Origin of the sequence: Undibacterium sp. TC9W, assembly GCF_049339865.1 — a bacterium.
Taxonomy (GTDB): Bacteria; Pseudomonadota; Gammaproteobacteria; order Burkholderiales; family Burkholderiaceae_D; genus Undibacterium.
In genome coordinates this window covers 384,554-405,895 of record NZ_JBMPPJ010000002.1, presented here as the reverse complement: position 1 = coordinate 405,895, position 21,342 = coordinate 384,554, and the positions used below count along the sequence as shown (strand labels likewise).

Annotated in this window: 19 protein-coding genes; 12 read left to right on the top strand and 7 right to left on the bottom strand. The window is 51.4% G+C overall.

Annotation, left to right across the window (positions count from 1 at the left end):
* Positions 1–51 precede the first annotated feature (51 nt).
* The gene (locus ACO0LN_RS04115; protein ID WP_422971233.1) at positions 52–1,053 is read right to left on the bottom strand and encodes a class 1 fructose-bisphosphatase; all 1,002 of its coding nucleotides are present in this window, start codon (positions 1,051–1,053) and stop codon (positions 52–54) included.
* A 199-nt stretch (positions 1,054–1,252) separates the two neighbouring features.
* Complete coding sequence (pepN, locus tag ACO0LN_RS04110) at positions 1,253–3,931, bottom strand: aminopeptidase N (RefSeq protein WP_422971231.1); 2,679 nt, start codon at positions 3,929–3,931, stop codon at positions 1,253–1,255.
* A 289-nt stretch (positions 3,932–4,220) separates the two neighbouring features.
* Between pepN and ACO0LN_RS04105 the strand changes: the two genes are divergently transcribed.
* Entirely contained in the window at positions 4,221–4,856 is a 636-nt protein-coding gene (locus tag ACO0LN_RS04105; RefSeq protein ID WP_422971229.1) for a DUF4136 domain-containing protein, read from the top strand.
* Between the two features lie 44 nt (positions 4,857–4,900).
* Here ACO0LN_RS04105 and ACO0LN_RS04100 read toward each other — a convergent pair whose 3' ends face one another.
* From ACO0LN_RS04100 to ACO0LN_RS04085, 4 genes are all read right to left on the bottom strand, one after another.
* Positions 4,901–7,159: a DUF1631 family protein gene (locus tag ACO0LN_RS04100; RefSeq protein ID WP_422971227.1), complete on the bottom strand. Its 2,259-nt coding sequence runs from the start codon at positions 7,157–7,159 to the stop codon at positions 4,901–4,903.
* Positions 7,160–7,329: 170 nt separating this feature from the next.
* Positions 7,330–7,476, bottom strand: a complete 147-nt coding sequence (locus tag ACO0LN_RS04095; RefSeq protein WP_422971225.1) for a hypothetical protein — start codon at positions 7,474–7,476, stop codon at positions 7,330–7,332.
* 11 nt (positions 7,477–7,487) lie between these two features.
* The gene (locus ACO0LN_RS04090) at positions 7,488–8,462 is read right to left on the bottom strand and encodes a quinone oxidoreductase family protein (RefSeq protein WP_422971224.1); all 975 of its coding nucleotides are present in this window, start codon (positions 8,460–8,462) and stop codon (positions 7,488–7,490) included.
* 29 nt (positions 8,463–8,491) lie between these two features.
* Positions 8,492–9,403, bottom strand: a complete 912-nt coding sequence (locus ACO0LN_RS04085) for a DMT family transporter (protein WP_422971222.1) — start codon at positions 9,401–9,403, stop codon at positions 8,492–8,494.
* A gap of 218 nt (positions 9,404–9,621) precedes the next feature.
* Between ACO0LN_RS04085 and ACO0LN_RS04080 the strand changes: the two genes are divergently transcribed.
* Entirely contained in the window at positions 9,622–9,792 is a 171-nt protein-coding gene (locus tag ACO0LN_RS04080; RefSeq protein ID WP_422971220.1) for a hypothetical protein, read from the top strand.
* A gap of 105 nt (positions 9,793–9,897) precedes the next feature.
* Here ACO0LN_RS04080 and ACO0LN_RS04075 read toward each other — a convergent pair whose 3' ends face one another.
* Positions 9,898–11,568, bottom strand: a complete 1,671-nt coding sequence (locus tag ACO0LN_RS04075) for a helicase HerA-like C-terminal domain-containing protein (RefSeq protein ID WP_422971218.1) — start codon at positions 11,566–11,568, stop codon at positions 9,898–9,900.
* 130 nt (positions 11,569–11,698) lie between these two features.
* Here ACO0LN_RS04075 and ACO0LN_RS04070 point away from each other — a divergent pair, with 130 nt between their 5' ends.
* The 10 genes from ACO0LN_RS04070 (at position 11,699) to ACO0LN_RS04025 (ending at position 21,308) form a co-directional block, all read left to right on the top strand.
* The gene (locus tag ACO0LN_RS04070) at positions 11,699–12,424 is read left to right on the top strand and encodes a YebC/PmpR family DNA-binding transcriptional regulator (protein ID WP_422971216.1); all 726 of its coding nucleotides are present in this window, start codon (positions 11,699–11,701) and stop codon (positions 12,422–12,424) included.
* A gap of 1 nt (position 12,425) precedes the next feature.
* Positions 12,426–13,700 carry a phosphoribosylamine--glycine ligase gene (purD, locus tag ACO0LN_RS04065; protein WP_422971214.1) on the top strand — a complete coding sequence of 425 codons (1,275 nt, stop codon included), beginning with the start codon at positions 12,426–12,428 and terminating at the stop codon, positions 13,698–13,700.
* A 108-nt stretch (positions 13,701–13,808) separates the two neighbouring features.
* Positions 13,809–14,708, top strand: a complete 900-nt coding sequence (gene hemF, locus ACO0LN_RS04060) for an oxygen-dependent coproporphyrinogen oxidase (protein ID WP_422971212.1) — start codon at positions 13,809–13,811, stop codon at positions 14,706–14,708.
* Complete coding sequence (gene nadD / locus ACO0LN_RS04055) at positions 14,699–15,400, top strand: nicotinate (nicotinamide) nucleotide adenylyltransferase (protein ID WP_422971210.1); 702 nt, start codon at positions 14,699–14,701, stop codon at positions 15,398–15,400. Before hemF ends, nadD begins: the two co-directional genes overlap by 10 nt.
* 4 nt (positions 15,401–15,404) lie before the next feature.
* Entirely contained in the window at positions 15,405–16,148 is a 744-nt protein-coding gene (gene rsfS, locus ACO0LN_RS04050) for a ribosome silencing factor (RefSeq protein WP_422971208.1), read from the top strand.
* Between the two features lie 96 nt (positions 16,149–16,244).
* Positions 16,245–16,715, top strand: coding sequence for a 23S rRNA (pseudouridine(1915)-N(3))-methyltransferase RlmH (rlmH, locus tag ACO0LN_RS04045; RefSeq protein WP_422971206.1), 471 nt, complete (start codon positions 16,245–16,247; stop codon positions 16,713–16,715).
* Positions 16,716–16,735: 20 nt separating this feature from the next.
* The gene (locus ACO0LN_RS04040) at positions 16,736–17,353 is read left to right on the top strand and encodes a Maf family protein (protein ID WP_422971204.1); all 618 of its coding nucleotides are present in this window, start codon (positions 16,736–16,738) and stop codon (positions 17,351–17,353) included.
* A 21-nt stretch (positions 17,354–17,374) separates the two neighbouring features.
* Positions 17,375–18,847, top strand: a complete 1,473-nt coding sequence (gene rng, locus ACO0LN_RS04035) for a ribonuclease G (protein ID WP_422950617.1) — start codon at positions 17,375–17,377, stop codon at positions 18,845–18,847.
* A 129-nt stretch (positions 18,848–18,976) separates the two neighbouring features.
* Positions 18,977–19,612: a hypothetical protein gene (locus ACO0LN_RS04030; protein ID WP_422971202.1), complete on the top strand. Its 636-nt coding sequence runs from the start codon at positions 18,977–18,979 to the stop codon at positions 19,610–19,612.
* Between the two features lie 1,003 nt (positions 19,613–20,615).
* The gene (locus ACO0LN_RS04025; RefSeq protein WP_422971200.1) at positions 20,616–21,308 is read left to right on the top strand and encodes a TylF/MycF/NovP-related O-methyltransferase; all 693 of its coding nucleotides are present in this window, start codon (positions 20,616–20,618) and stop codon (positions 21,306–21,308) included.
* Positions 21,309–21,342 lie beyond the last annotated feature (34 nt).

Sequence of the window (21,342 nt, the reverse complement as noted above, 5' to 3'; positions counted from 1 at the left end):
ACAAAAAAAACGCGAAGCTCACACTTCGCGTTTTTAAGGATCATGATTCCATCACTCATGATGGTATTGCGTCACTCTTTCCACTTCATTTTTTGAACCCAGGAACACAGCAACGCGCTGATGCAGTTTTTCTGGCTGTATATCCAACATGCGTTGCTTGCCGTCTGTCGATGCACCGCCAGCCTGTTCTACGATGAAAGACATGGGATTGGCTTCGTACATCAGGCGCAGCTTACCTGCCTTGTCCGGTTCACGCTTGTCAGCCGGGTACATGAAGATGCCGCCGCGATTAAGGATGCGGTGCACGTCGGCGACCATGGAGGCAATCCAGCGCATATTGAATTCTTTGCCTCGTGGGCCAGTACCGCCTGCCAGCATTTCATCGACATAGCGCGTGACTGGTGGATACCAGTGACGGGTGTTGGAGGCGTTGATGGCAAATTCCTTGGTGTCTGCCGGGATTTGCATATTACGCTGTGTCAGTACCCAGGAACCCATTTCGCGGTCGAGAGTGAAGCAATTGACGCCATTGCCTGTGGTCAGCACCAGCACTGTTTGCGGGCCATATACGGCATAACCGGCTGCGACCTGCTTGCTGCCTGGCTGCAGAAAATCCTGCTCGGTTGGTTTGCCCATGCCGTCTGGTGCTTTCAATACCGAGAAGATGGTACCGATGGAGACATTGACGTCGATATTGCTGGAACCATCAAGTGGATCAAACAATAGCATGTATTCGCCCTGGGGATAGCGATTCGGTATCGGATGGATACTTTCCATTTCTTCCGATGCCATGGCTGCCAGGTGGCCGCCCCATTCATTGGCTTCAAGCAGGATTTCATTCGACAGGATGTCGAGTTTCTTTTGCACTTCGCCCTGTATGTTTTCGCTACCTGCTGTGCCCAGCACTTCACCTAATGCGCCTTTGCCTACTGCATGGCTGATAGTCTTGCAGGCGCGCGCCACGACTTCGATGAGCAGGCGCAGCTCTGCCGGTATCGAATTATTCAGGCGCTGCTCTTCGACCAGGTACTGGGTCAGGCTTACACGTTTCATGTTGATCTCTCGATTTCTTCAGTAATTCTTGTCAATAGCTTGTTCAATAAGTCGTTCAAAACCTGTTTACGATCTGTAGCGAGCGAGTGTCAGCGGGGTGAAGAGCAGCGCAAAAAGCGGAATGTACTTTAGTACATGAGCATTTTGAGCAGCGCATGAGCCCCGATCACGCTCGCGCAGTAAGATCGAAAACAGGTTTTCAGGAAGCAAGTGCCTTGCTGACGACTTCCAGCACATCTTTCGACAGCTTCTTGGTATCTGCTACTTTTTGCAGTGCAGCCTTCATATGCGCTTGCAGGCTTTCTGGATATTTTTTCCAGCGATCCATGCTACGTGCCAGACGTGCTGCGACTTGTGGATTGAGCTTGTTGAGTGCAATCACCAGTTCTGCCCACAAGGCATAACCACTGCCATCAGCCGCATGGAAGCGGGATGGATTGGCATTGCAGAAAGCAAACGTCAAACTTCGCGCACGGTTAGGATTGTTCAATGTAAATGCTGGATGCGTCATCAATTCACGCACCTTGGCAACATCAGTGGTACGTGCAGTTGCCTGCAACATGAACCATTTGTCGATGACCAGGGCTTCTTTCTTGAAGTCTTTATAGAAAGCTTTCAAGGACTTGGCTGCCGATTTGGCTTGCTTGTCATTGCCACTGAAGTTAGTCAATGCAGTCAGCGCCGCCAGGCGGTCTGTCATGTTTTCTGCTTCATCAAACTGGGTTTTCGCCAGCTCAAAAGTAGATTCGTCCGACCATTCAAGCAGATAAGACAGGGCCAGGTTTTTCAATCCACGTTTTGCCATGGACTGTGCATCCGGGCTGTATTTGCCAGGTGTCAGGTGAGCTTCATAAGCACTCAGCAAATCAGCACGCAGATGTTCTGTGATGGTGGCGCGGGCAAACTGGCGTGCGGTATGAATGGCTTGTGGGTCAACGACCTTGAATTCTTCAGCGATCATGGCTTCAGAAGGCAGTGTCAACACCAGTTCACGGAAAGCCGGGTCAAGGCTGGCATCGTTCAGGGTGGCGCGCAGAGCTTCGATGAACATGCTGTCCAGGCTCAGCTCTTCGCCCTGCTGTACAGCAGTCGTCAGTTTGACGAGGCGGCGTGTAGCCAGACGCTGACCAGCTTCCCAACGGTTGAACGGGTCACTGTCATTGGCCAGCAAGAGGCCCAGTTCTTCATCGCTGTAGTCGATTTCCAGCACGACTGGCGCAGAGAAATTGCGCAACAATGATGGTACTGGTTTACTGCTAACACCAGTAAATACAAAAGTCTGGCTGGCTTCTGTCAGTTCCAGCACCAGACTGGTCGCACCAGCCTGTGATTCGTACGCTGCGCTATGCAAAGGAATATCTTTGCCATCTGCGCCCAGCAAGCCCATGGCAACCGGGATGTGGAAAGGCAGTTTTTCTGCCTGGCCTGGTGTAGCCGGGCAAGACTGGCTCAGGGTAATGGAATAAGTCTGCGCTTCTGCATCATAAGTCGCCTCGACCTTCACGCGTGGCGTACCAGCCTGGCTATACCAGCGTTCAAACTGGGTCAGGTCACGGCCACTGGAATCTGCCATGGCAGCGCGGAAGTCATCGCATTCAACAGCCTGGCCATCATGACGCTCAAAATACAGGTCCATGCCTTTGCGGAAGCCATCATGGCCCAGCAAGGTGTAATACATGCGCACGACTTCTGAACCTTTTTCATAAATCGTGACGGTGTAGAAATTATTGATTTCCACGAAAGAATCAGGGCGTACAGGATGGGCCATAGGGCCTGCATCTTCAGAGAACTGTACCTGGCGCAGCAGACGTACATCTTCTATGCGTTTGACGGCACGGCCAGTGGCTGTGCCCACCAGGTCGGCAGAAAATTCCTGGTCACGGAAAACAGTCAGGCCTTCTTTCAGTGACAACTGGAACCAGTCACGGCAAGTAACGCGGTTACCTGTCCAGTTATGGAAGTATTCATGACCTACGACGGATTCTATGCCGGCATAGTCAACGTCAGTAGCGATAGATGGATTTGCCAGCACGAACTTGGTATTGAAAATATTCAAGCCCTTGTTTTCCATCGCGCCCATATTGAAGTCGCCAGTGGCAACGATCATGAAGCGGTCAAGGTCCAGCTCCAGGCCAAAGCGTTCTTCATCCCAGCGTATGCTGTTCTTGAGGGAATCCATGGCGTGCTGGGTCTTATCCAGATTGCCATCTTCTACCCAGACTTGCAGCAAGGCTTTGCGGCCGGACTTGAGCTTGTAGTCTTCTTCCTGGCAAACCAGCTTGCCAGCCACCAGGGCGAACAGGTAAGAAGGCTTTTTAAACGGGTCTTCCCATTTGGCGAAATGACGGCCATCACCGAGGTCACCTTCTTCGATCAGATTGCCATTGCTGAGCAGCACAGGGAATTTTTTCTTGTCGGCGCGCAGCATGACGGTGTATTTCGCCATGACGTCAGGACGGTCCGGGAACCAGGTGATCTTGCGGAAACCTTCCGCCTCGCACTGGGTAATGAAGTTACCGTTAGATGCATACAGGCCGGACAAGGAGGTATTCTTGAGTGGATTGATCAGTGTTTCAATTTCCAGCGTGACTTCGTCAGGGGCATTGGCGATACGCAGAGTTTCGCCTTCTATCTTGTAGGCAGACTTTTTGAGGTTCACGCCATTCATGCGCAGTTGCAGCAATTTCAGGGATTCGCCAAACAAGACCAGGTCTTTCTCGCTGCTGTCATGATTGCGGCGCATGGTCATACGGGTGGCTACATGGGTGGCACTCAGATCAAGGTCGAAACCCATTTCTACCGTATCTACCCAAAATCCCGGGGCTACATAGTCTTTACGGAAAATTGTCTCTGGTTTGCTGGCAATATCGTTACGCATGGATGGAATATCTCGCGAAAATAAGTTGAATGACAAAGTCTTTTGAACCCTGTAAAGACCGCCATTTTACCAAGCTGTGCCCTTACAGGGATAAATTCACTTGAATAGATGCAAATTAAGGCAAAAAGTTTGATAAAAACATTACATTTTTATCGCTCGCCTCTTCCCAACATGAAAATCAGGATGTGGTGACAAAGTCGATACAACCCGTTACAGTAAGAGCAACAAATTTTCTTAATCAGGCATACTATAGAACTATAGTAAAAGTATGTTTGAAGGAGCAGTAAAAATGAAAAAGTTCACCCTATTCTTCGCCCTCGCCTGCAGCCTGCTGCTGGGCGGATGTGCGACGACATTCACGAGCCAGGTCAGCGTCTTCCACGAATGGCCAGGCGCCACACAAGACAAGTCTTACATCTTTGAACGTGCACCGGGGCAGGAAAACAATCCCGAGCACAAACTGTATGAAGACTTGCTCAGAACCCGTCTGCAAAATCTGGGCTTCAAGGAGGTGGCGACTGGCACAGTGCCGATCCTGAAAGTTGAATTGCAGTATGCCAGTACTCTCAGGGAAATCCAGGCCTCGCCGTTCTGGCAACCTGGTATCTATGACCCCTATTGGGGGCTGCATTTCAGCCGGGGCATTTATCGCCGCCACTATCTTTATAGTCCAGGATACTGGGGCTGGCCCGGCTATCCCCGCGGCTGGACGGATATCAGTGTCCGCAGCACTTACCTGCACCAGCTACAGATACGCATCACAGAATTGAAGGGCAACAAGAAACTGGCGGACATCAAGGCCAGTAGCGAGCAATTCAATCCTGAGATTTCGCTTTATATTCCCTACCTGATGGATAGCGCACTGAAAGACTTCCCAGGCAAGAATGGCAGCACCAGCAATGTGGAATTGACCGTCAAGGATTAACCGGCATAGTCACTCTGATGGAGTGACTATGCCGCCTGTATTGGCTAAGCTGCCGGAGGATCGCGCAGTGCCTCGACCAAGGCACGATCGACCACAGATTCAGCAACAATCTGTATCGCCCTGCCCTCGCGGAACTGGGTAATCAATTCTTCGCTGGAAACTGAGAAGGCGTCATGCCCCTGACGATTCGTGAAGATATAGCGGGTACGTTTGGGGCTGACCCAGGCCAGCTTGAAGCGTGTGGTAACACCATTCTGCCTCGTGAAATCGACCCAGATGCCGCGTTCCATGGTCTCAATGACGCGCGCCCATTCATCTACCGGTTGTTCTATCTGATCCTGTACATGACGGTTCAGGCGTTTTTCACTCGCGCGCTGGGCGATATTGACAGCAATTTCCAACTGGCGACGTGGTGAGAATTCCAGCGGGGCGCGGGCAATCGCGGCATGACGCTCAGCCAATTTGGAAAAGAAGATGACGCGTTCAGGCTCATCCCACTTGATGGCATTGAGCCAGGCATTCAGCAAAGACAGCATGGCTGGCAGTTTGCTGACCAGTTCCTTGCGTTCTTCTGCACTGTTCTTGGGTTTCAGGCTCCAGATCAAGTCATCCATCGTCCTCAGGGCATTTTCGAGGGCGTTTGGTTTTTCTTCCTTGACGTTATGCGATATCGTCAGGATCCTGATCCATTGCTCCTTGAGGAAGGTTTCCAGGAAACCTGCAACCTCACCCGTCTCTACCCGGATAGCAACATCGTTTTCGGCAAACTCGCGCGCCAGGCGCATTTTTTCCTGTTTCAGCGCGACGGCTACCGGTTCGCTGATGGCAACTTCGGTTTGCTGTTCCTCATCCTTGAGGAAGGCCTCCAGGTCAGCAACAACATCTGAAAACAGTTCTATCTGCTGGTCAAAATCCTGCTGCACCCTTTCAACTATGCCTTCTATCATTTGATAGAGCGGGTCTTCTGAAGTGGTGTCGCTATTGAGCAGGACGCTGGATTTTGCCAGCGTGTCTATCAGCACCCGTGCCGGATGGCTTTCCTTGAAAAAGAAATCCTTGTCCAGCAAAGCCACTTTCAAAGTCGGTATCTGCAACTGGCTGATGAGGTTCTTGATATCGGCGGGTATGCTGGTGTCGTTAAAGACATAGTCAAAGATACGCGCCAGTAGCTCTATCGTGCTTTGATCTATATGGGTCAGGCCACCAGCATTGGGTTGCTGTGACAATTGCCGCAGATGTGCCGTATCGGTAGGCATGGGATTGGCAGAAAAATCCCTTTGTACGCTGGTCAGGTAATCAAAAAACTGCCTGTCTATGGTGACCATGTCGGGTGCATTGCCACTGCCACCACCGCCATGACTACCACCTCCATAGCCACCTCCACCGCCGCCGTTTCCGTTACCATTGCCGCCACCAGCATCCTGCCCACCGGTATAAGGCATGCCCCCGCCATCCATGGCATGGCCACCGCCCCCATTACCACCACCTCCGGTAACGGTATTGCCAAAGGACCCGGCAGGCGCATTGCCAGAGAAGATATTGCGCAGCTTGTTTTCCAGATAAGGGTCGCGGTTACTGATATCGTCTGAGCCTGACATCATGTTCTTTTTTTGCTTGTTACGATAACCATCATTCAGTTCTGGCAAAATACCGCGCTCTACCAAGGCCTGATTCAATTCGCGATAAATAGCACCGAGTTGAAGGAACAATTCCGGTCGCAGCAAGCGCAAGATCAGGTGATGGGTCTCGGGATTGGGTTCCAGCTCCATCCAAGCCTGATGGACGGCCTTGACAAATAATTCCGGACGAAAAGGGTTTTGCGAAACACTGATGGGGGTGCGGCGCAGGATATGGCCTATGCGCACATTGAGGGCGACCAGCAATTCGGCATTGGTCACTTCCAGCGACTGGCTCAGGTTACGGCTGAGCACCTTGCTTTCCATCTCTTCAAAACTGACCAGGGAAAAATCCTGCTTGCCTTCGTCCGTCCTGGCCCGCTTGCGAGTATTCACGACACTGACTTCTTTGGCGAGTGCAGCATTGACCTGACCTGCAACCAGTCGGTAAAAGGTGGTGCCATTGCGCTTTAACTGCTGGTAGGCAGCAAAACTGGTGGCAACCTCTTCTGGCCTGATGGTCTGATCAGACAGTTTGAACAAAGCCTCGGTCAGGCGGCCGGTAAATGCCTCAATTTGTGAAGAAACCAGATTGGTGGCGATAGGCACCAGACTTTGCAGTATCAGCAAACGGCTAGAGCTGGAAAACTCGCTCGTCTTGGCATTATTCAGTGGAATAGTATCCATCGCTCTTTTTTATTATGCTCAGGTTATCAATCATACTCAGGCGTCAGCGTACGCGCCCAAAAACTTGCATTCTGCCAAGCCACAAAGGCTTGCGCAATGCCAGAATCCTACGAAATAGTGCAGTAAAACAACAAAGCTGCAAAATTGCACGGCCCGGTATTCAAACATCACTAATTAGTATAGTAAGCCTCTGACCCCAGCGTAATAACTACTATGAGCATGACGGCAAAAATAAGAACCAGCAGCAAGCGCCCAAATTTTGGGCTACCGCTTTCTTTATCTGTCGTGGTTTTTGATGGTGGTGTTACTTCTGTCATATTTTCTTACTTCAGGGAATCAATATGCTGGAACCTGTTGTTTTACGGGCCTCCAGCTCACGGTGGGCTTGCGCCACTTCACTCAAAGGATAGCGCTGGCGTATGTCTATTTTAACTTTGCCGCTCTCCACCATGGAAAATAAGTGCGCAGCCATTTGCTCCAGATCATCACGTTTGGCCGTATAACTCATCAGACTCGGGCGGGTAATGAATAAAGAACCGCGTGAAGCAAGTTCACTCAGGCCAAATGCCGGCACCGGGCCAGAGGCATTGCCAAAGCTGACCATCATGCCCAATGGCGAGAGACAATCCAGCGATGGAATGAAAGTGTCTTTACCGATGGAATCATAAACGACAGGCACCCCTTTTCCATCCGTAATTTCACGGACACGCTGAACAAAATTTTCCTTGTTGTAGTTGATGACATGGGCACAGCCATGCGCTTTCGCCAGCTCGCCCTTCTCATCCGAGCCCACCGTACCTATCATGGTCACGCCGATGGCACGTGCCCACTGACAGGCAATCAGGCCTACGCCGCCAGCGGCAGCATGAAACAATATTGTTTCCCCGCCTTGCAAGGGAAAAGTACGGTGAAACAGGTATTGCACCGTCAAGCCCTGCAGCATCATGGCGGCGGCAGTTTCAAAACTGATGCTGTCAGGCAGACGCACCAGATTATCGGCAGGCATGATGCGGGCCTCGGCATAAGCACCAGTTGGCCGCCCTGCATAAGCTACTCTGTCACCAACCTGCACGTATTTGACATCAGCGCCGACCGCCTCAACGATGCCCGCCCCTTCCATGCCCAGACCACCAGGCAAGGCTTGTGGATACAGTCCAGTGCGGAAATACACATCAATAAAATTCAGGCCGCAAGCCTTTTGACTTACCAGCACCTCGCCCGGGCCTGGGGTGCCCAGCTCTACATCAACATATTCCATGACTTCCGGACCACCGGTCTGCTGTATGCGGATTGCCTTGACCATTTACTTCTCCTGAATAAGTTTTTCTGCGTTTAGGTTTTTTTCCTGGACAGCAAATACATGCCGCCCATGACCAATACTGTCCCAGCCAGCTGCCAGCCAGTGATGGGTTCGCCAATGAAGTAGGCTCCAAGGAACAGGGTTGATACCGGGCCTATCATGCCAGCCTGCGAAGCAGTCGCTGCACCTATGCGTTTGACGGCAATCATGGTCATGAACACTGGCAATACCGTACACATGACGGCATTCACGATAGACAATGAATATACAGCAAGCGGCTGCACTAGCATGCTGGCAGGACGCAAAATAAAAAACTGACCTATGCAGGCGGCACTGGAAACACACATCGCATACGACACTAGCCGCAAGGAACCCAGTCTTTGCACCAGTTGTCCCGACTGTATCAGGTAGATGGCATAAGAAATTGCAGCGCCCAGCACCAGGGCAGAGCCTAGCAGCACATAATCGCCACCCAGCTTAAGATCATGAAAAAACACCAGGACGATGCCCAGGTAAGACACGACCAGGGCTGCCCACTCCAGCCTGCTGACAGCACGTTTCAAAAAGAAGGCAGATATCAGCAGGACAAAGGACGGCGTCAGGAACAGGATCAGACGCTCCAGACCCGCGCTGATATATTGCAATCCAAGAAAATCCAGGAAAGACGACAGGTAATAACCGACCAGCCCCAAAGCCACCAGACGCCAGCGGTCTGCTTTGCTGAGGCTGCCGCCCTTGTGCATTTGCCAGATGGCAATTCCAGCAAAAATAGGCAAGGAAAACGCCATACGGAAACAGATCAGTGTCACCGCATCGACGTTGTAGCGATAAATCAGTTTGGCAACGATGGCCTTGGTAGAAAACAGGATGGCACCAACCAGTGCGATGGCAAGGCCAGTCAGATAATGACGGCGGGCGAGTAATTTCGTTTGTTCTGTCAGCATAAATCTTTGAATGGGCGGCAAACTGTTACACGGTCTGAATTCGTAATTTCACACATAAATTGCATTTCAGAAAGCAATTAATTTCCGCGTAGCAAAAAACTAACAATGTTTCACATGAGATTTTACATTTAGTTGCCAAAAGTGACTTTGTGTCACTATCAAATCAACCATCTTTCCCTACACTGATAAGCATGAACCACATTGCAGGAGAAAACCAAATGTACACACCACGCTTACAGTACGCAGATCATCCGGTACTCCGCCCTAAACGTGCGATGACTACGGATATGCCGCAAAGACAAACTAAAAATGTATCGCCAAAGCAGAACGACAGCTCCCTGAACAGCATTTTCAGGCGTCTGGTCAAAAATAACCAGGATCAGGAATAATTCTCCTTGTCAGCAGAGCTTTTGGGCTCTGCTGATGAATGTGAAATACCGCGTAAAGTATCGCGAGAAATACCATGTGATACGCCATGCGAAATACCGGCAAGCTCATTTCTTCAGTATCGAACCGAGCACACCGCGAATAATTTCGCGCCCCACTTGAGAACCCATGGTCCTGGCCGTCGATTTGATCATGGTCTCGACCACATTATCCTTGCGGCGCAAACCACCGCCACCGAGCAGGTTGCCAAACACGCTTTTCAGCGTATCGCCTACACCACCGCCACTTTCTTGCGCAGGCGCAGACTGAGCTGAACGACCTGAATTGAATACGGGACGGCTTGAGACCGACGATGCTGCTGATGCTGCTGGTGCCGATGGCACTGCTGGCGCAGACGAAGTCGAAGGTGCATTACCCCAGCCATTGGCATCTGCCGCTGCAGGCTCTGCCCTGCTGCCGGGTTGCAGACCATCTTCCTTATCCGCCGTAGCAGCACGCGCCGCTACCCGACCCGTCAATTTCTCATAGGCAGATTCGCGGTCTATATGCTTCTCATAAACACCGGCGACGATGGAAGTTTGCATGACTTGCTGGCGCTCATCTGCCGTAATTGCCCCTATCTGTGACGATGGCGGCACAATCAGTGCACGTTGCACGATGTTGGGCCTGCCTTTATCATCAAGAAAGGAAATCAGCGCTTCACCAACACCCAGCTCGGCAATCACCGCTGCAGTATCCAGCTTGGGATTGGGTCGGAAAGTTTCTGCCGCAGCCTGCACTGCTTTTTGATCCCTGGGCGTATAGGCACGCAGGGCATGCTGAACACGGTTGCCGAGTTGCCCCAGCACAGTATCAGGAATATCCAGCGGGTTTTGTGTGACAAAATACACACCTACCCCCTTGGAGCGTATCAAACGAACCACTTGCTCTATCTTTTGCAGCAAGACCTTGGGGGCCTCATCAAACAGCAAGTGAGCCTCATCAAAGAAGAACACCATCTTGGGCTGATCAACATCGCCCACTTCTGGCAAGTGTTCATACAGCTCAGACAGCATCCAAAGCAGAAATGTGGAATACAGGCGTGGTGATTGCAGCAATTGATCCGCCGCCAGGATGTTCACAAAACCACGACCATCACCATCGGTCTGCATCATGTCATCGAGGTTCAGCATGGGTTCGCCAAAGAATTGCTCACCGCCTTGCTCAGAGATGGTCAGCAAAGAGCGCTGGATAGCACCGACACTGGCTGCAGAGATATTGCCGTATTCGGTCTGGAATTCAGACGCATTCTCGGCCAGGTATTGCAGCATGGCGCGTAAATCCTTGGTATCAAGCAGCAGCAAACCGTGGTCGTCGGCGATCTTGAAGGCCAGTTGCAAAACGCCTCCCTGGGTTTCATTCAGATTCAGCATGCGCCCAAGCAGTAAAGGGCCAAGGTCAGATACCGTGGCCCGTACCGGGTGCCCCTGTTTGCCAAACACGTCCCAGAATGTCACTGGGCATGCCTGCCACTTGGGTTCATCCAATTGCAAGGCTTGCAGTCTTTGCTGGATTTTGCCGGTGGCACTGCCGGCCTTGGCCATGCCGGACAGGTCGCCTTTGACGTCTGCCATGAACACCGGCACACCAATTCCAGAAAAAGCCTGGGCCAGGGTTTGCAGTGTAACCGTCTTGCCGGTACCCGTAGCACCAGTGATACAACCATGGCGATTGGCCCAGTCTGACAATAAATTCAAGTCGAATTCGGTGTTTTTAGCGATCAACAGAGGTTTTGACATAGTTTTGGAGGGTGATTTGGGGAAGTCGGTCGGTGCCACTATGGTAAAATACTGGTCTTCATTATAAAACCAAGCCAGGCAAAATTGCCGCCCTCAGGGTGAGCTATTGTCAATTCAGGAAAGAGCGATCATGGCAGGACATAGTAAATGGGCCAATATCAAGCATAAAAAAGCAGCAACTGATGCCAAACGCGGCAAGATATGGACGCGTCTGATCAAGGAGATCACGGTTGCGGCACGCATGGGTGGTGAGGATGTCGATTCCAACCCCCGCCTGCGTCTGGCAGTAGATAAGGCGGCTGACGCCAATATGCCAAAAGAAAACGTCACGCGCGCGATACAACGCGGCGCGGGCACACTGGAAGGCGCAAACTACGAAGAAGTACGTTATGAAGGTTATGGCATAGGCGGTGCCGCCATCGTGGTCGATTGCATGACCGACAACCGCGTGCGCACCGTGGCTGAAGTACGCCATGCTTTCAACAAATACGGTGGCAATATGGGCACTGAAGGCTCGGTCGCCTTTTTGTTCCAGCATTGCGGCCAGATGTTTTTTGCACCGGGCACGAATGAAGATGCCCTGATGGAAGCCGCTCTGGAAGCAGGTGCCGACGATGTAGTCACAGATGAAGAAGGCGGCATAGAAGTACTGTGCGCACCATTCAGCCTGTCGGACCTGCGCGCCAGTCTGGAAAAAGCTGGTTTCAAGGCAGAAATCGCTGAAGTCGTCATGAAACCAAATACTGAGACGGTATTTGCTGGTGAAGAAGGCATCAAGATGCAAAAACTGCTGGATGCCCTCGAAAACCTCGACGATGTACAAGAAGTATTCACCAACGCCATCATAGAAGATTAAGATGAAATTACTCGTAGTCGGCTCTGGTGGCCGTGAACATGCCCTCGCCTGGAAACTGGCGCAATCTGACCGTGTACAAACCATTTTTGTCGCTCCCGGCAATGGTGGCACTGCCGCTGACAGCCGCCTGAAAAACATCAACATCACAGACCCGGCAGCACTGGCAGACTTTGCCGAGCAAGAAAACATAGGCATTACCGTAGTCGGCCCTGAAGTGCCACTGGCTGCCGGCATCGTCAATATTTTCCGCGACCGTGGCCTGAAAATTTTTGGCCCGAGCAAAGAAGCCGCGCAGCTAGAAAGCTCCAAGGATTTCGCCAAGGCTTTCATGCACAGGCATGCTATTCCTACCGCTGAATACCAGACTTTCTCTGAGCTGGCACCTGCGCACGACTATATCAATGCCCAGGGCGCACCTATCGTCATCAAGGCTGATGGCCTGGCGGCTGGTAAAGGCGTCGTCGTTGCCATGACGGCTGAAGAAGCGCATGCAGCAGTCGATATGATGTTGTCTGACAATAAGCTCGGTGATGCTGGCGCGCGCGTCGTCATCGAAGAGTTTCTGGCAGGTGAAGAAGCCAGTTTCATCGTCATGGTTGATGGCAAGAACATTTTGCCACTGGCAACCAGCCAGGATCACAAGCGCTTGCTCGACAATGACGAAGGCCCGAATACTGGCGGCATGGGTGCCTACTCCCCTGCCCCTATCGTGACGCCACAACTGCACGCCCGTGTCATGCGCGAAATCATCGTGCCTACGGTACAAGGCATGGCCAAGGATGGCATCGTATTTACCGGCTTTTTATATGCCGGCCTGATGATTGATGACCAGGGCAATCCAAAAACCCTGGAATTCAACTGCCGCATGGGCGACCCGGAAACCCAGCCCATCATGGCGCGCCTGAAAACAGATTTGCTGCACGTGGTTGAACACGCAGTCAATGGCACGCTCGATACGGTGGAGCTGGAATGGGACAGGCGTACCGCCATGGGTGTCGTCATGGCAGCAGCTGGTTACCCTGACGCACCGCGCAAAGGTGACAAGATCACAGGTATCCCGGCAGAAACTGCAGATACCGTGACCTTCCATGCGGGCACATCGCTCAATGAAAAGACCTTGAACGTGACCGGTGGCCGTGTGTTATGCGTGGTTGGCCTTGGCGACACTGTCAAGTTGGCGCAAAAACATGCGTATGACGTGGTCGAGAAAATCCATTTCGACGGCATGCAATATCGCCGTGACATAGGCTGGCGTGCGCTGAACCGCAAGCATTAATCCTTGCCAGGCGTACATGTTTCACGTGCGCCACCGGTCTTTTAAAGCGGGTTGAGAATAGTCCAAAGACTAGTCCAGCCCCTTGCGTTTTTTAGAGTAGATAGCAGAATGACAGATACACTTGCGGTTAAAAATTACTTCCTGGGCTTGCAGGCTGGTATAGTCGCGGCTCTTGAAGAAGTTGATGGCCATGCTTTTATTACAGATAGCTGGGAACGCCCTGAAGGCGGTGGTGGTATCTCGCGCGTGATAGAAGAAGGCAAGGTATTTGAACGTGGCGGCGTCAATTTTTCCCATGTCATGGGTAAAAACCTGCCCCCATCTGCCGCTGCTGCCCGCCCTGAGTTGGCTGGCCGTCAGTGGGAAGCCATGGGTGTCTCGCTGGTCCTGCATCCGCGTAACCCCTATGCGCCTACCGTGCATATGAATGTGCGCTTTTTCACCACCCGAGCCGAAGGACAGGAAGATGTCTGGTGGTTTGGCGGCGGCATGGACCTGACGCCGTATTACGGTTTTAAAGAAGATGCGGTGCATTTTCACCAAACATGTAAAATGGCGGTCCAGCCTTATGGTTCAGACTTGCATGCCCGCTTCAAGAAATGGTGTGACGAGTATTTTTACCTGAAGCACCGTAAAGAAGCGCGTGGCGTAGGCGGCATCTTCTTTGATGATTTCAATGAGCAGGATTTTGCCAGCAGTTTTGCCATGATGCGTAGCGTCGGTGATGCCTTTATTCCGGCTTATCGCCCTATCCTGGAACGTCGCAAAGACCAGGATTATGGTGAACGTGAGCGTGATTTCCAGGCTTATCGCCGTGGCCGCTATGTAGAATTCAACCTGGTATTTGACCGCGGCACACATTTTGGCCTGCAGTCTGGCGGCAGGACAGAGTCCATACTGATGTCCATGCCCCCCATCGTCAAATGGCGCTATGACTGGAAACCGGAAGCTGGCAGCCCGGAAGCAGGACTGGCAACAGACTTTCTGGTACACCGGGAATGGACATAGAAACTACGGAAACTGCGGAAACTACGGAAACTGCGGCACCACCTTGTATCCTGGTACTGGGCGGCAGCTTTGACCCTGTGCATCTGGGGCATGTCGCTCTTGCCCATAGCCTGGCGAAGGCATTGCAGCCGGATGAATTGCGCGTCATTCCCGTTGGCCAGCAGTGGCAAAAGAATGAATTGCAAGCTACCGCGACACAAAGACTGGCCATGCTGAAGCTGGCATTTGAAGACTGGCAACTCTGCCCTGTCAGGGTAGATGAGCAAGAAATCATCCGTGCAGAACAGGGTAAAAGTAATTACACCATCGATACCTTGCACCAGCTACGCAGAGAAGTTGGCGATGAGGCATCACTGGTATTTGCCATGGGTGCAGATCAGTTGCAAAATTTGCACACTTGGCGCAATTGGCAGGCCTTGCTTGAAGTAGCGCATTTGTGCGCTGCATCACGCCCGGGTTTCAGCCTCGATATCAGCAGCCCCGACATTGCTGACATCTGGAAGAAAAATGCCATCAGCGCCCTGGAAATGCGCACACGGCCAGCCGGTGGCACTTATCTGGAGAGAAATCTGGCGCAAGATGTATCTGCGACCCAACTACGTACTGAATTAAAACAGCATAACCCGACAACAAGATTGCTAGTCCCGCACAAGGTGCTAGACTACCTACAACAACAAACTATCTACCAATAAAAATATGGATATTAAAAAACTGCAAACCCTGGTCATTGACGCTCTGGAAGACGTCAAGGCGCAAGACATACAATTGTTTGAAACCACACACCTGACCAGCCTGTTTGACCGCGTTTGTATCGCCTCTGGTACATCCAACCGCCAAACCAAGGCTCTGGCCGCGTCAGTACGCGACAAAGTCAAGGAGAACGGCGGCACTATCGTCAGTATGGAAGGTGAAGCGACCGGCGAATGGGTACTGGTCGATCTGGGTGACATCGTCGTCCACATCATGCAGCCAGCCATCCGCGCTTACTACCGTCTGGAAGAGCTGTGGGGCGACAAGCCTGTCAAATTCGGCGCGGCAAAGCGTACTTCCGCTAAAAAGGTCGAGGCAGAAGAAGACAGCGACAAGCCTAAGCGCGTCCGTAAAGTGGCTGGCAAAGCTGCTCCGCTGGAAGTCACGCATGACATGATGGCTATTCAGACGACGCTGGAAGATGAAAAGAAACCAGCGCGCAAACCACGCGTCACCAAAACTACTGGCGATGCAGATGGCAAGCCAGCACGCAAACCGGCAGCCCGCAAAGCTGCTGACGGCACTACTGCTGCCAAACCAGCCAAGATACCAACCGGTGGCCGCGTGAAAGTAGCAGCGACTAAAACTGCTGTTGCTTCTGCCAAGCAAGCCGCAGAAAAACGCACTGCCAATGCTGCCGCAGCGCCAGCAAAACGCGCTCCGGCACGTAAGAAAGCGACAGAGGAATAATTCTGTAAAAGCTCGATCTCAAATGGCTGCCTCGTGCAGCCATTTGTTTAAGCAGACCAGGTTTCAATCTACTACTTGCAGCAAACAGACACAAACATGCAATTGATCATCGCCGCCGTCGGCCACAAAATGCCCTCCTGGATAGAAACCGGCTTTCAGGAGTATGCCAAACGCATGCCGCCAGAATGCCGTGTCATCCTCAAGGAAATCAAACCGGTAGAACGCTCGGGCAGCAAAACTGCTGAAACCGTCATGGCTCTTGAGCGTACCAGGATAGAAGCCGTGATACCCAAGAATGCCCGCATAGTCGCCCTGGATGAACGGGGCAAAGACTGGACCAGTGTCGCCCTGTCACAAAACCTCACACAGTGGCAGCAGGATGGCCGCGATGTGGTCTTCATCATCGGTGGCGCCGATGGCCTGGATGCAGAATTCAAGGCCAGGGCCGATACCCTGATACGCATCTCCAGTCTGACCCTGCCGCATGGCATGGTACGGGTGCTGCTGGCTGAACAGCTATACCGTGCCTGGTCAATTACCCAGAACCACCCTTATCACCGGGTATAAGTCATAGCAAGGAAACCGCCATGCTAAAAGAAAATAAAATCTACCTGGCATCAAAAAGCCCAAGACGCCGCGAACTGCTGCACCAGGCAGGCATAGAGTTTGACCTCTTGCTGCTGCGTGATGCCCCACCACGCGGGCCAGATGTAACCGAGATCGTCTTGCCCGGTGAAGCACCAGAAGCCTATGTCAGCCGTGTCACCCAGGAAAAAGCAGACAAGGCATGGGAAATCATGCATCTGCGCAAAATGCTGCCACGCCCCGTGCTTGCCGCCGACACCACTGTGGTACTCGGCAAGCAAATACTGGGCAAGCCTGCCGACAAGCAAGAAGCAATACAAATGCTGAGCATGCTGGCAGGCCAGACCCATCAAGTGCTGACCAGCATTGCCGTGCATTCAGCACTGGGCCGCGCAGCAGCCACACAACGTTCAGAAGTCAGTTTTGCCAACCTCGATGAACAGCAGATACTGGCCTACTGCGATAGTAATGAACCCTATGACAAAGCCGGTGGCTATGGCATACAGGGTGCGGCTGCCCGTTTTATTTCACACATCAAAGGGAGTTATTCTGGCATCATGGGATTACCTTTATTTGAAACCTGCCAGCTACTTCGTCAGGCAGGTATCTTTATTCCCTAAATTGAAGTATCAGAGAAGCTTATGAGCGAAAACCTCCTCATCAATATCACCCCTCAGGAAACCCGCGTCGCACTGATGTTCCAGGGTGCGGTACAAGAACTCCATATAGAACGTACTCTGTCACGCGGCCTGGTCGGCAATATCTACCTGGGTAAAGTCGTGCGCGTCTTGCCTGGCATGCAGTCTGCTTTCATCGACATAGGTTTGGAGCGAGCCGCCTTTTTGCATGTAGCCGACATCTGGGATGCTCGCTCGCAAGATGCTAATGGCAATACCAATGCCCCACTGACACCGATAGAAAAATTGCTGTTCGATGGCCAGTCAGTCACTGTGCAAGTCGTCAAAGACCCGATAGGCACAAAAGGTGCCCGCCTCTCTACACAGATTTCCATCGCTGGCCGCATGCTGGTCTATCTGCCGCAAGACTCACATATCGGCATCTCGCAAAAAATAGAAAACGAAGCTGAACGCGAAGCCCTGCGTACCAAAGTACAAAATCTGCAGCAACCAGAAGAAAAAGGTGGCTTCATCGTCCGCACCATGGCAGAAGATGCCTCTGATGAAGACCTCAAAGCCGACGTCGATTACCTGCGCCGCACCTGGTCCACCATACTGCAACTGGCGAAGACCCAGCCACCAACGACCCTGCTGTATCAGGATCTTAATCTGGCACAGCGCGTCTTGCGCGATTTCGTCAATGAAGAGACTGACAGCATACAAGTCGATTCGCGTGAGAATTACATCATGCTGCAAGAGTTTGCGACGCATTACATGCCGTCGGTACTCGGCAAGCTGCAGCACTACATAGGCGAACGCCCGCTGTTTGATCTGCATGGCGTCGAAGAAGAAATAGAACGCGCTCTGGGTCGCCGCGTCGATCTTAAATCTGGTGGTTACCTTATCGTCGATCAGACCGAGGCCATGACCACCATCGACGTCAATACCGGCAGCTTTGTCGCTGGTCGCAATTTCGATGACACCATCTTCAAGACCAATCTCGAAGCCGCCCACGCCATCGCCCGCCAGTTGCGCTTGCGCAACCTCGGCGGCATCATCATTCTCGACATCATCGATATGGAGAATGAAGAACACAAGACTGCTGTACTGTCAGAACTTAACAAGGCCTTGTCGCGCGACCGCACCAAGTTATCTGTCTCCGGCTTCTCTGCCCTCGGTCTGGTCGAAGTCACCCGCAAACGCACACGCGAATCACTGGCCCATGTACTGTGCGAACCCTGCCCTGCCTGCAGCGGCAAAGGCCAGGTCAAAACCGCCCGCACGATATGCTACGAAATCCTGCGCGAACTTCTGCGCGAAGCCAAACAATTCAACCCCAGAGAATTCCGCATCATGGCTTCACAAGTCGTGGTCGATATGTTCCTCGAAGAAGAATCGCAGCATCTGGCCATGCTGGGTGATTTCATCGGCAAACCAATTTCACTACAAGTCGAAAGTGTGTTTCATCAGGAGCAGTACGATATTATTTTGATGTGATGCGCGATACAGAGTAATCAGAATAAGACCCGTGAATCTCTTCATGTCGGCCCTGCCAAGGCATGAAGGGATTCATGCGCCTGCACCAAACTTCACTCGTTCAAATCAAGCAATACATCTATGTGATCCATGAGTACTCCACCACCCAGCCCAAGACTATTCGTTATTTTTGCCAAGGAAGCGCATGTAGCAGCAATCTTCGCACGGGGACCAAGCAACTGGTTTCACGTCATTCGCTGGGATACCCGCAACGACGTCTTTGAATCTGGCGCATGGATGCGCGGCCGTTTATACCCTCAACGTTGCGACCTGTCGCCAGATGGGGAACTGTTACTCTATTTCGTGCTTCAGGCACGACCCTGGCGCACAGACTATAAATCATCCTGGACGGCGGTCAGTCGCCTGCCCTGGTTACATGCGCTAGGGCTATGGCCCGAGGGTGGCACTTGGGGTGGCGGAGGCTATTTTATAGCGAACCGTATAGTCTCTCTATCTTCGTGTTCTTTGGGCCAAGCTCACCCTGACCATATTCCGCACGGACTGGAGGTTTTCAACAGCGGTGGAAAACGAAAGTCGTCCAGTAATGAAGTCGCAGGTGCAGAATGGTCAGGCCGCGATCAAAATAATCGTCTGATCTTTACGACAAATGGAAAACTGCACTGGCAGCGTGATGACCAGACTGTGCAGGTGTTAGCCGACTTCAACGGCGATAAACCCGACCCGCGCGATGCGCCAGAATGGGCTAAACGACCATTGACGGACTAAACTTCAATCAGCAATGGACGACAAGTTCATAAAAACCTTAACTTGTGCAACTTATGAAATTGCACCCAAAATTGTTTCGTACTAAATTCAGTCGTTTTGTTCCTGGGTTACTTGTACCGTGTCCGACTCTTCTCCCTATGTTTGGCCAGGTATCGTTAGTGGTCAGTATCTTGGAGGAAAAAGAAGCAAACGTACATTTTGGCCTGTGTACGCAAGGAGTCGAGCCTTGCGCACAAACTCCAAAGAGACGAGCTGTATGAATTGCCGCTGGCCTTTTATATCTTGGCAGGACATGCGGGCTTCTTAAAAATAATCGTATTGCATAATTCTGGTTTGATTGACGAAGATACGTGCATATCAAAGGATAGTCAAAGCGGCCAGCAACGCTCTTCGCAAGGTCATTTCAGGTGAAAGTAGCTACGGCGGGCAAGAGAATCACTGTGCCTCTTGTTTGAAACTACATGCGCGAATGAAAGCCTGAAAGAAGTCGCTGGAGACAACATAAGCTATATGCAGCAAGTCCAGTGACTGGAAGGCAAATTGGCAAAACACCCCTTACTTACTTTTGATCGACGAGATTGTACTTCTGGCGAATGCCGCTAACTGGTAATTCCGTACCAATTATCTCTGCCTGTTGTTCAACAGGATAAAAGAAAACATGCACAACGTGGGTAAAATGTCAGTACGATTCAACAATTGGAGAGAGCCATACGGAAATTTGAAAATTCAAGTGCCTTTAGGTACTGAAGATGCAGAGCATTGTTTTGAATTATCTCGTGATCAACTATTTAAGCTATGCTATATTTCGCTCATTTTCATATGGTTCCAGGCATACCTTCATCAGTGAATGATGGTTTGCGACTCGCTCTATCAAGAAAAATAATGCTTTGACTTATGTATAAATTCGAAAAAATAAATAATATCAACTTGCTGACTAGGAAATAATTTTATGCAAAATTTTACAACAAGCCAGTTTTATGGTCTCAAGGATCACAGCTTATTCATGAAACACCTCCAGGATGCTGTTGATCAAATGGAGCACAAAGTCGGTATTTTCGCCGGTGATCATATTTTTACATACAACCGTAACCTCAGCTTTCTTGAAGACGAAAAGTTCATGGCAGCATTCTATGCGCACACCAGTGATCTGGTGGAGCAATCGCTGATATGGCGTTACGCAACTGTATGCTGGGCAGCAAAGAATGGTGCAAAACTGGACGGCGATTTTGTCGAAATTGCCTGCTACAAAGGAACGACGGCAAGAATCATCTGTGACTACATGGATATGAAAAACTCGGACAGAAAATATTTTCTATATGACTTGTTTGAGCACGACGACAAGATGCCGCATCACGCCATGCCTGAACATGGCAAGACTTTATATCAGCAGGTTCAGGAAAAATTTTCCGACTTTCCTAATGTCTGCATCACACAAGGAAATATTCCCGACAGCCTGACAATTGCCGCGCCTGAGAAGATAGCGTTCATGCACCTGGATATTAATAATGCACAAGCTGAAATAGGCGCACTTGATGTCCTGTTCGAGAGAATGGTTCCTGGCGCAGTGTTGATATTGGATGACTATGGCTGGGCATATTACAGAGCACAGAAACTGGCCGAAGACCCTTGGTTTGAAAAACGGGGATATCAGGTTTTAGAGCTGCCCACAGGCCAGGGCATGGTCATCAAGCAATAATAATTGATATATGCAACATGCTGGCCATACAGCC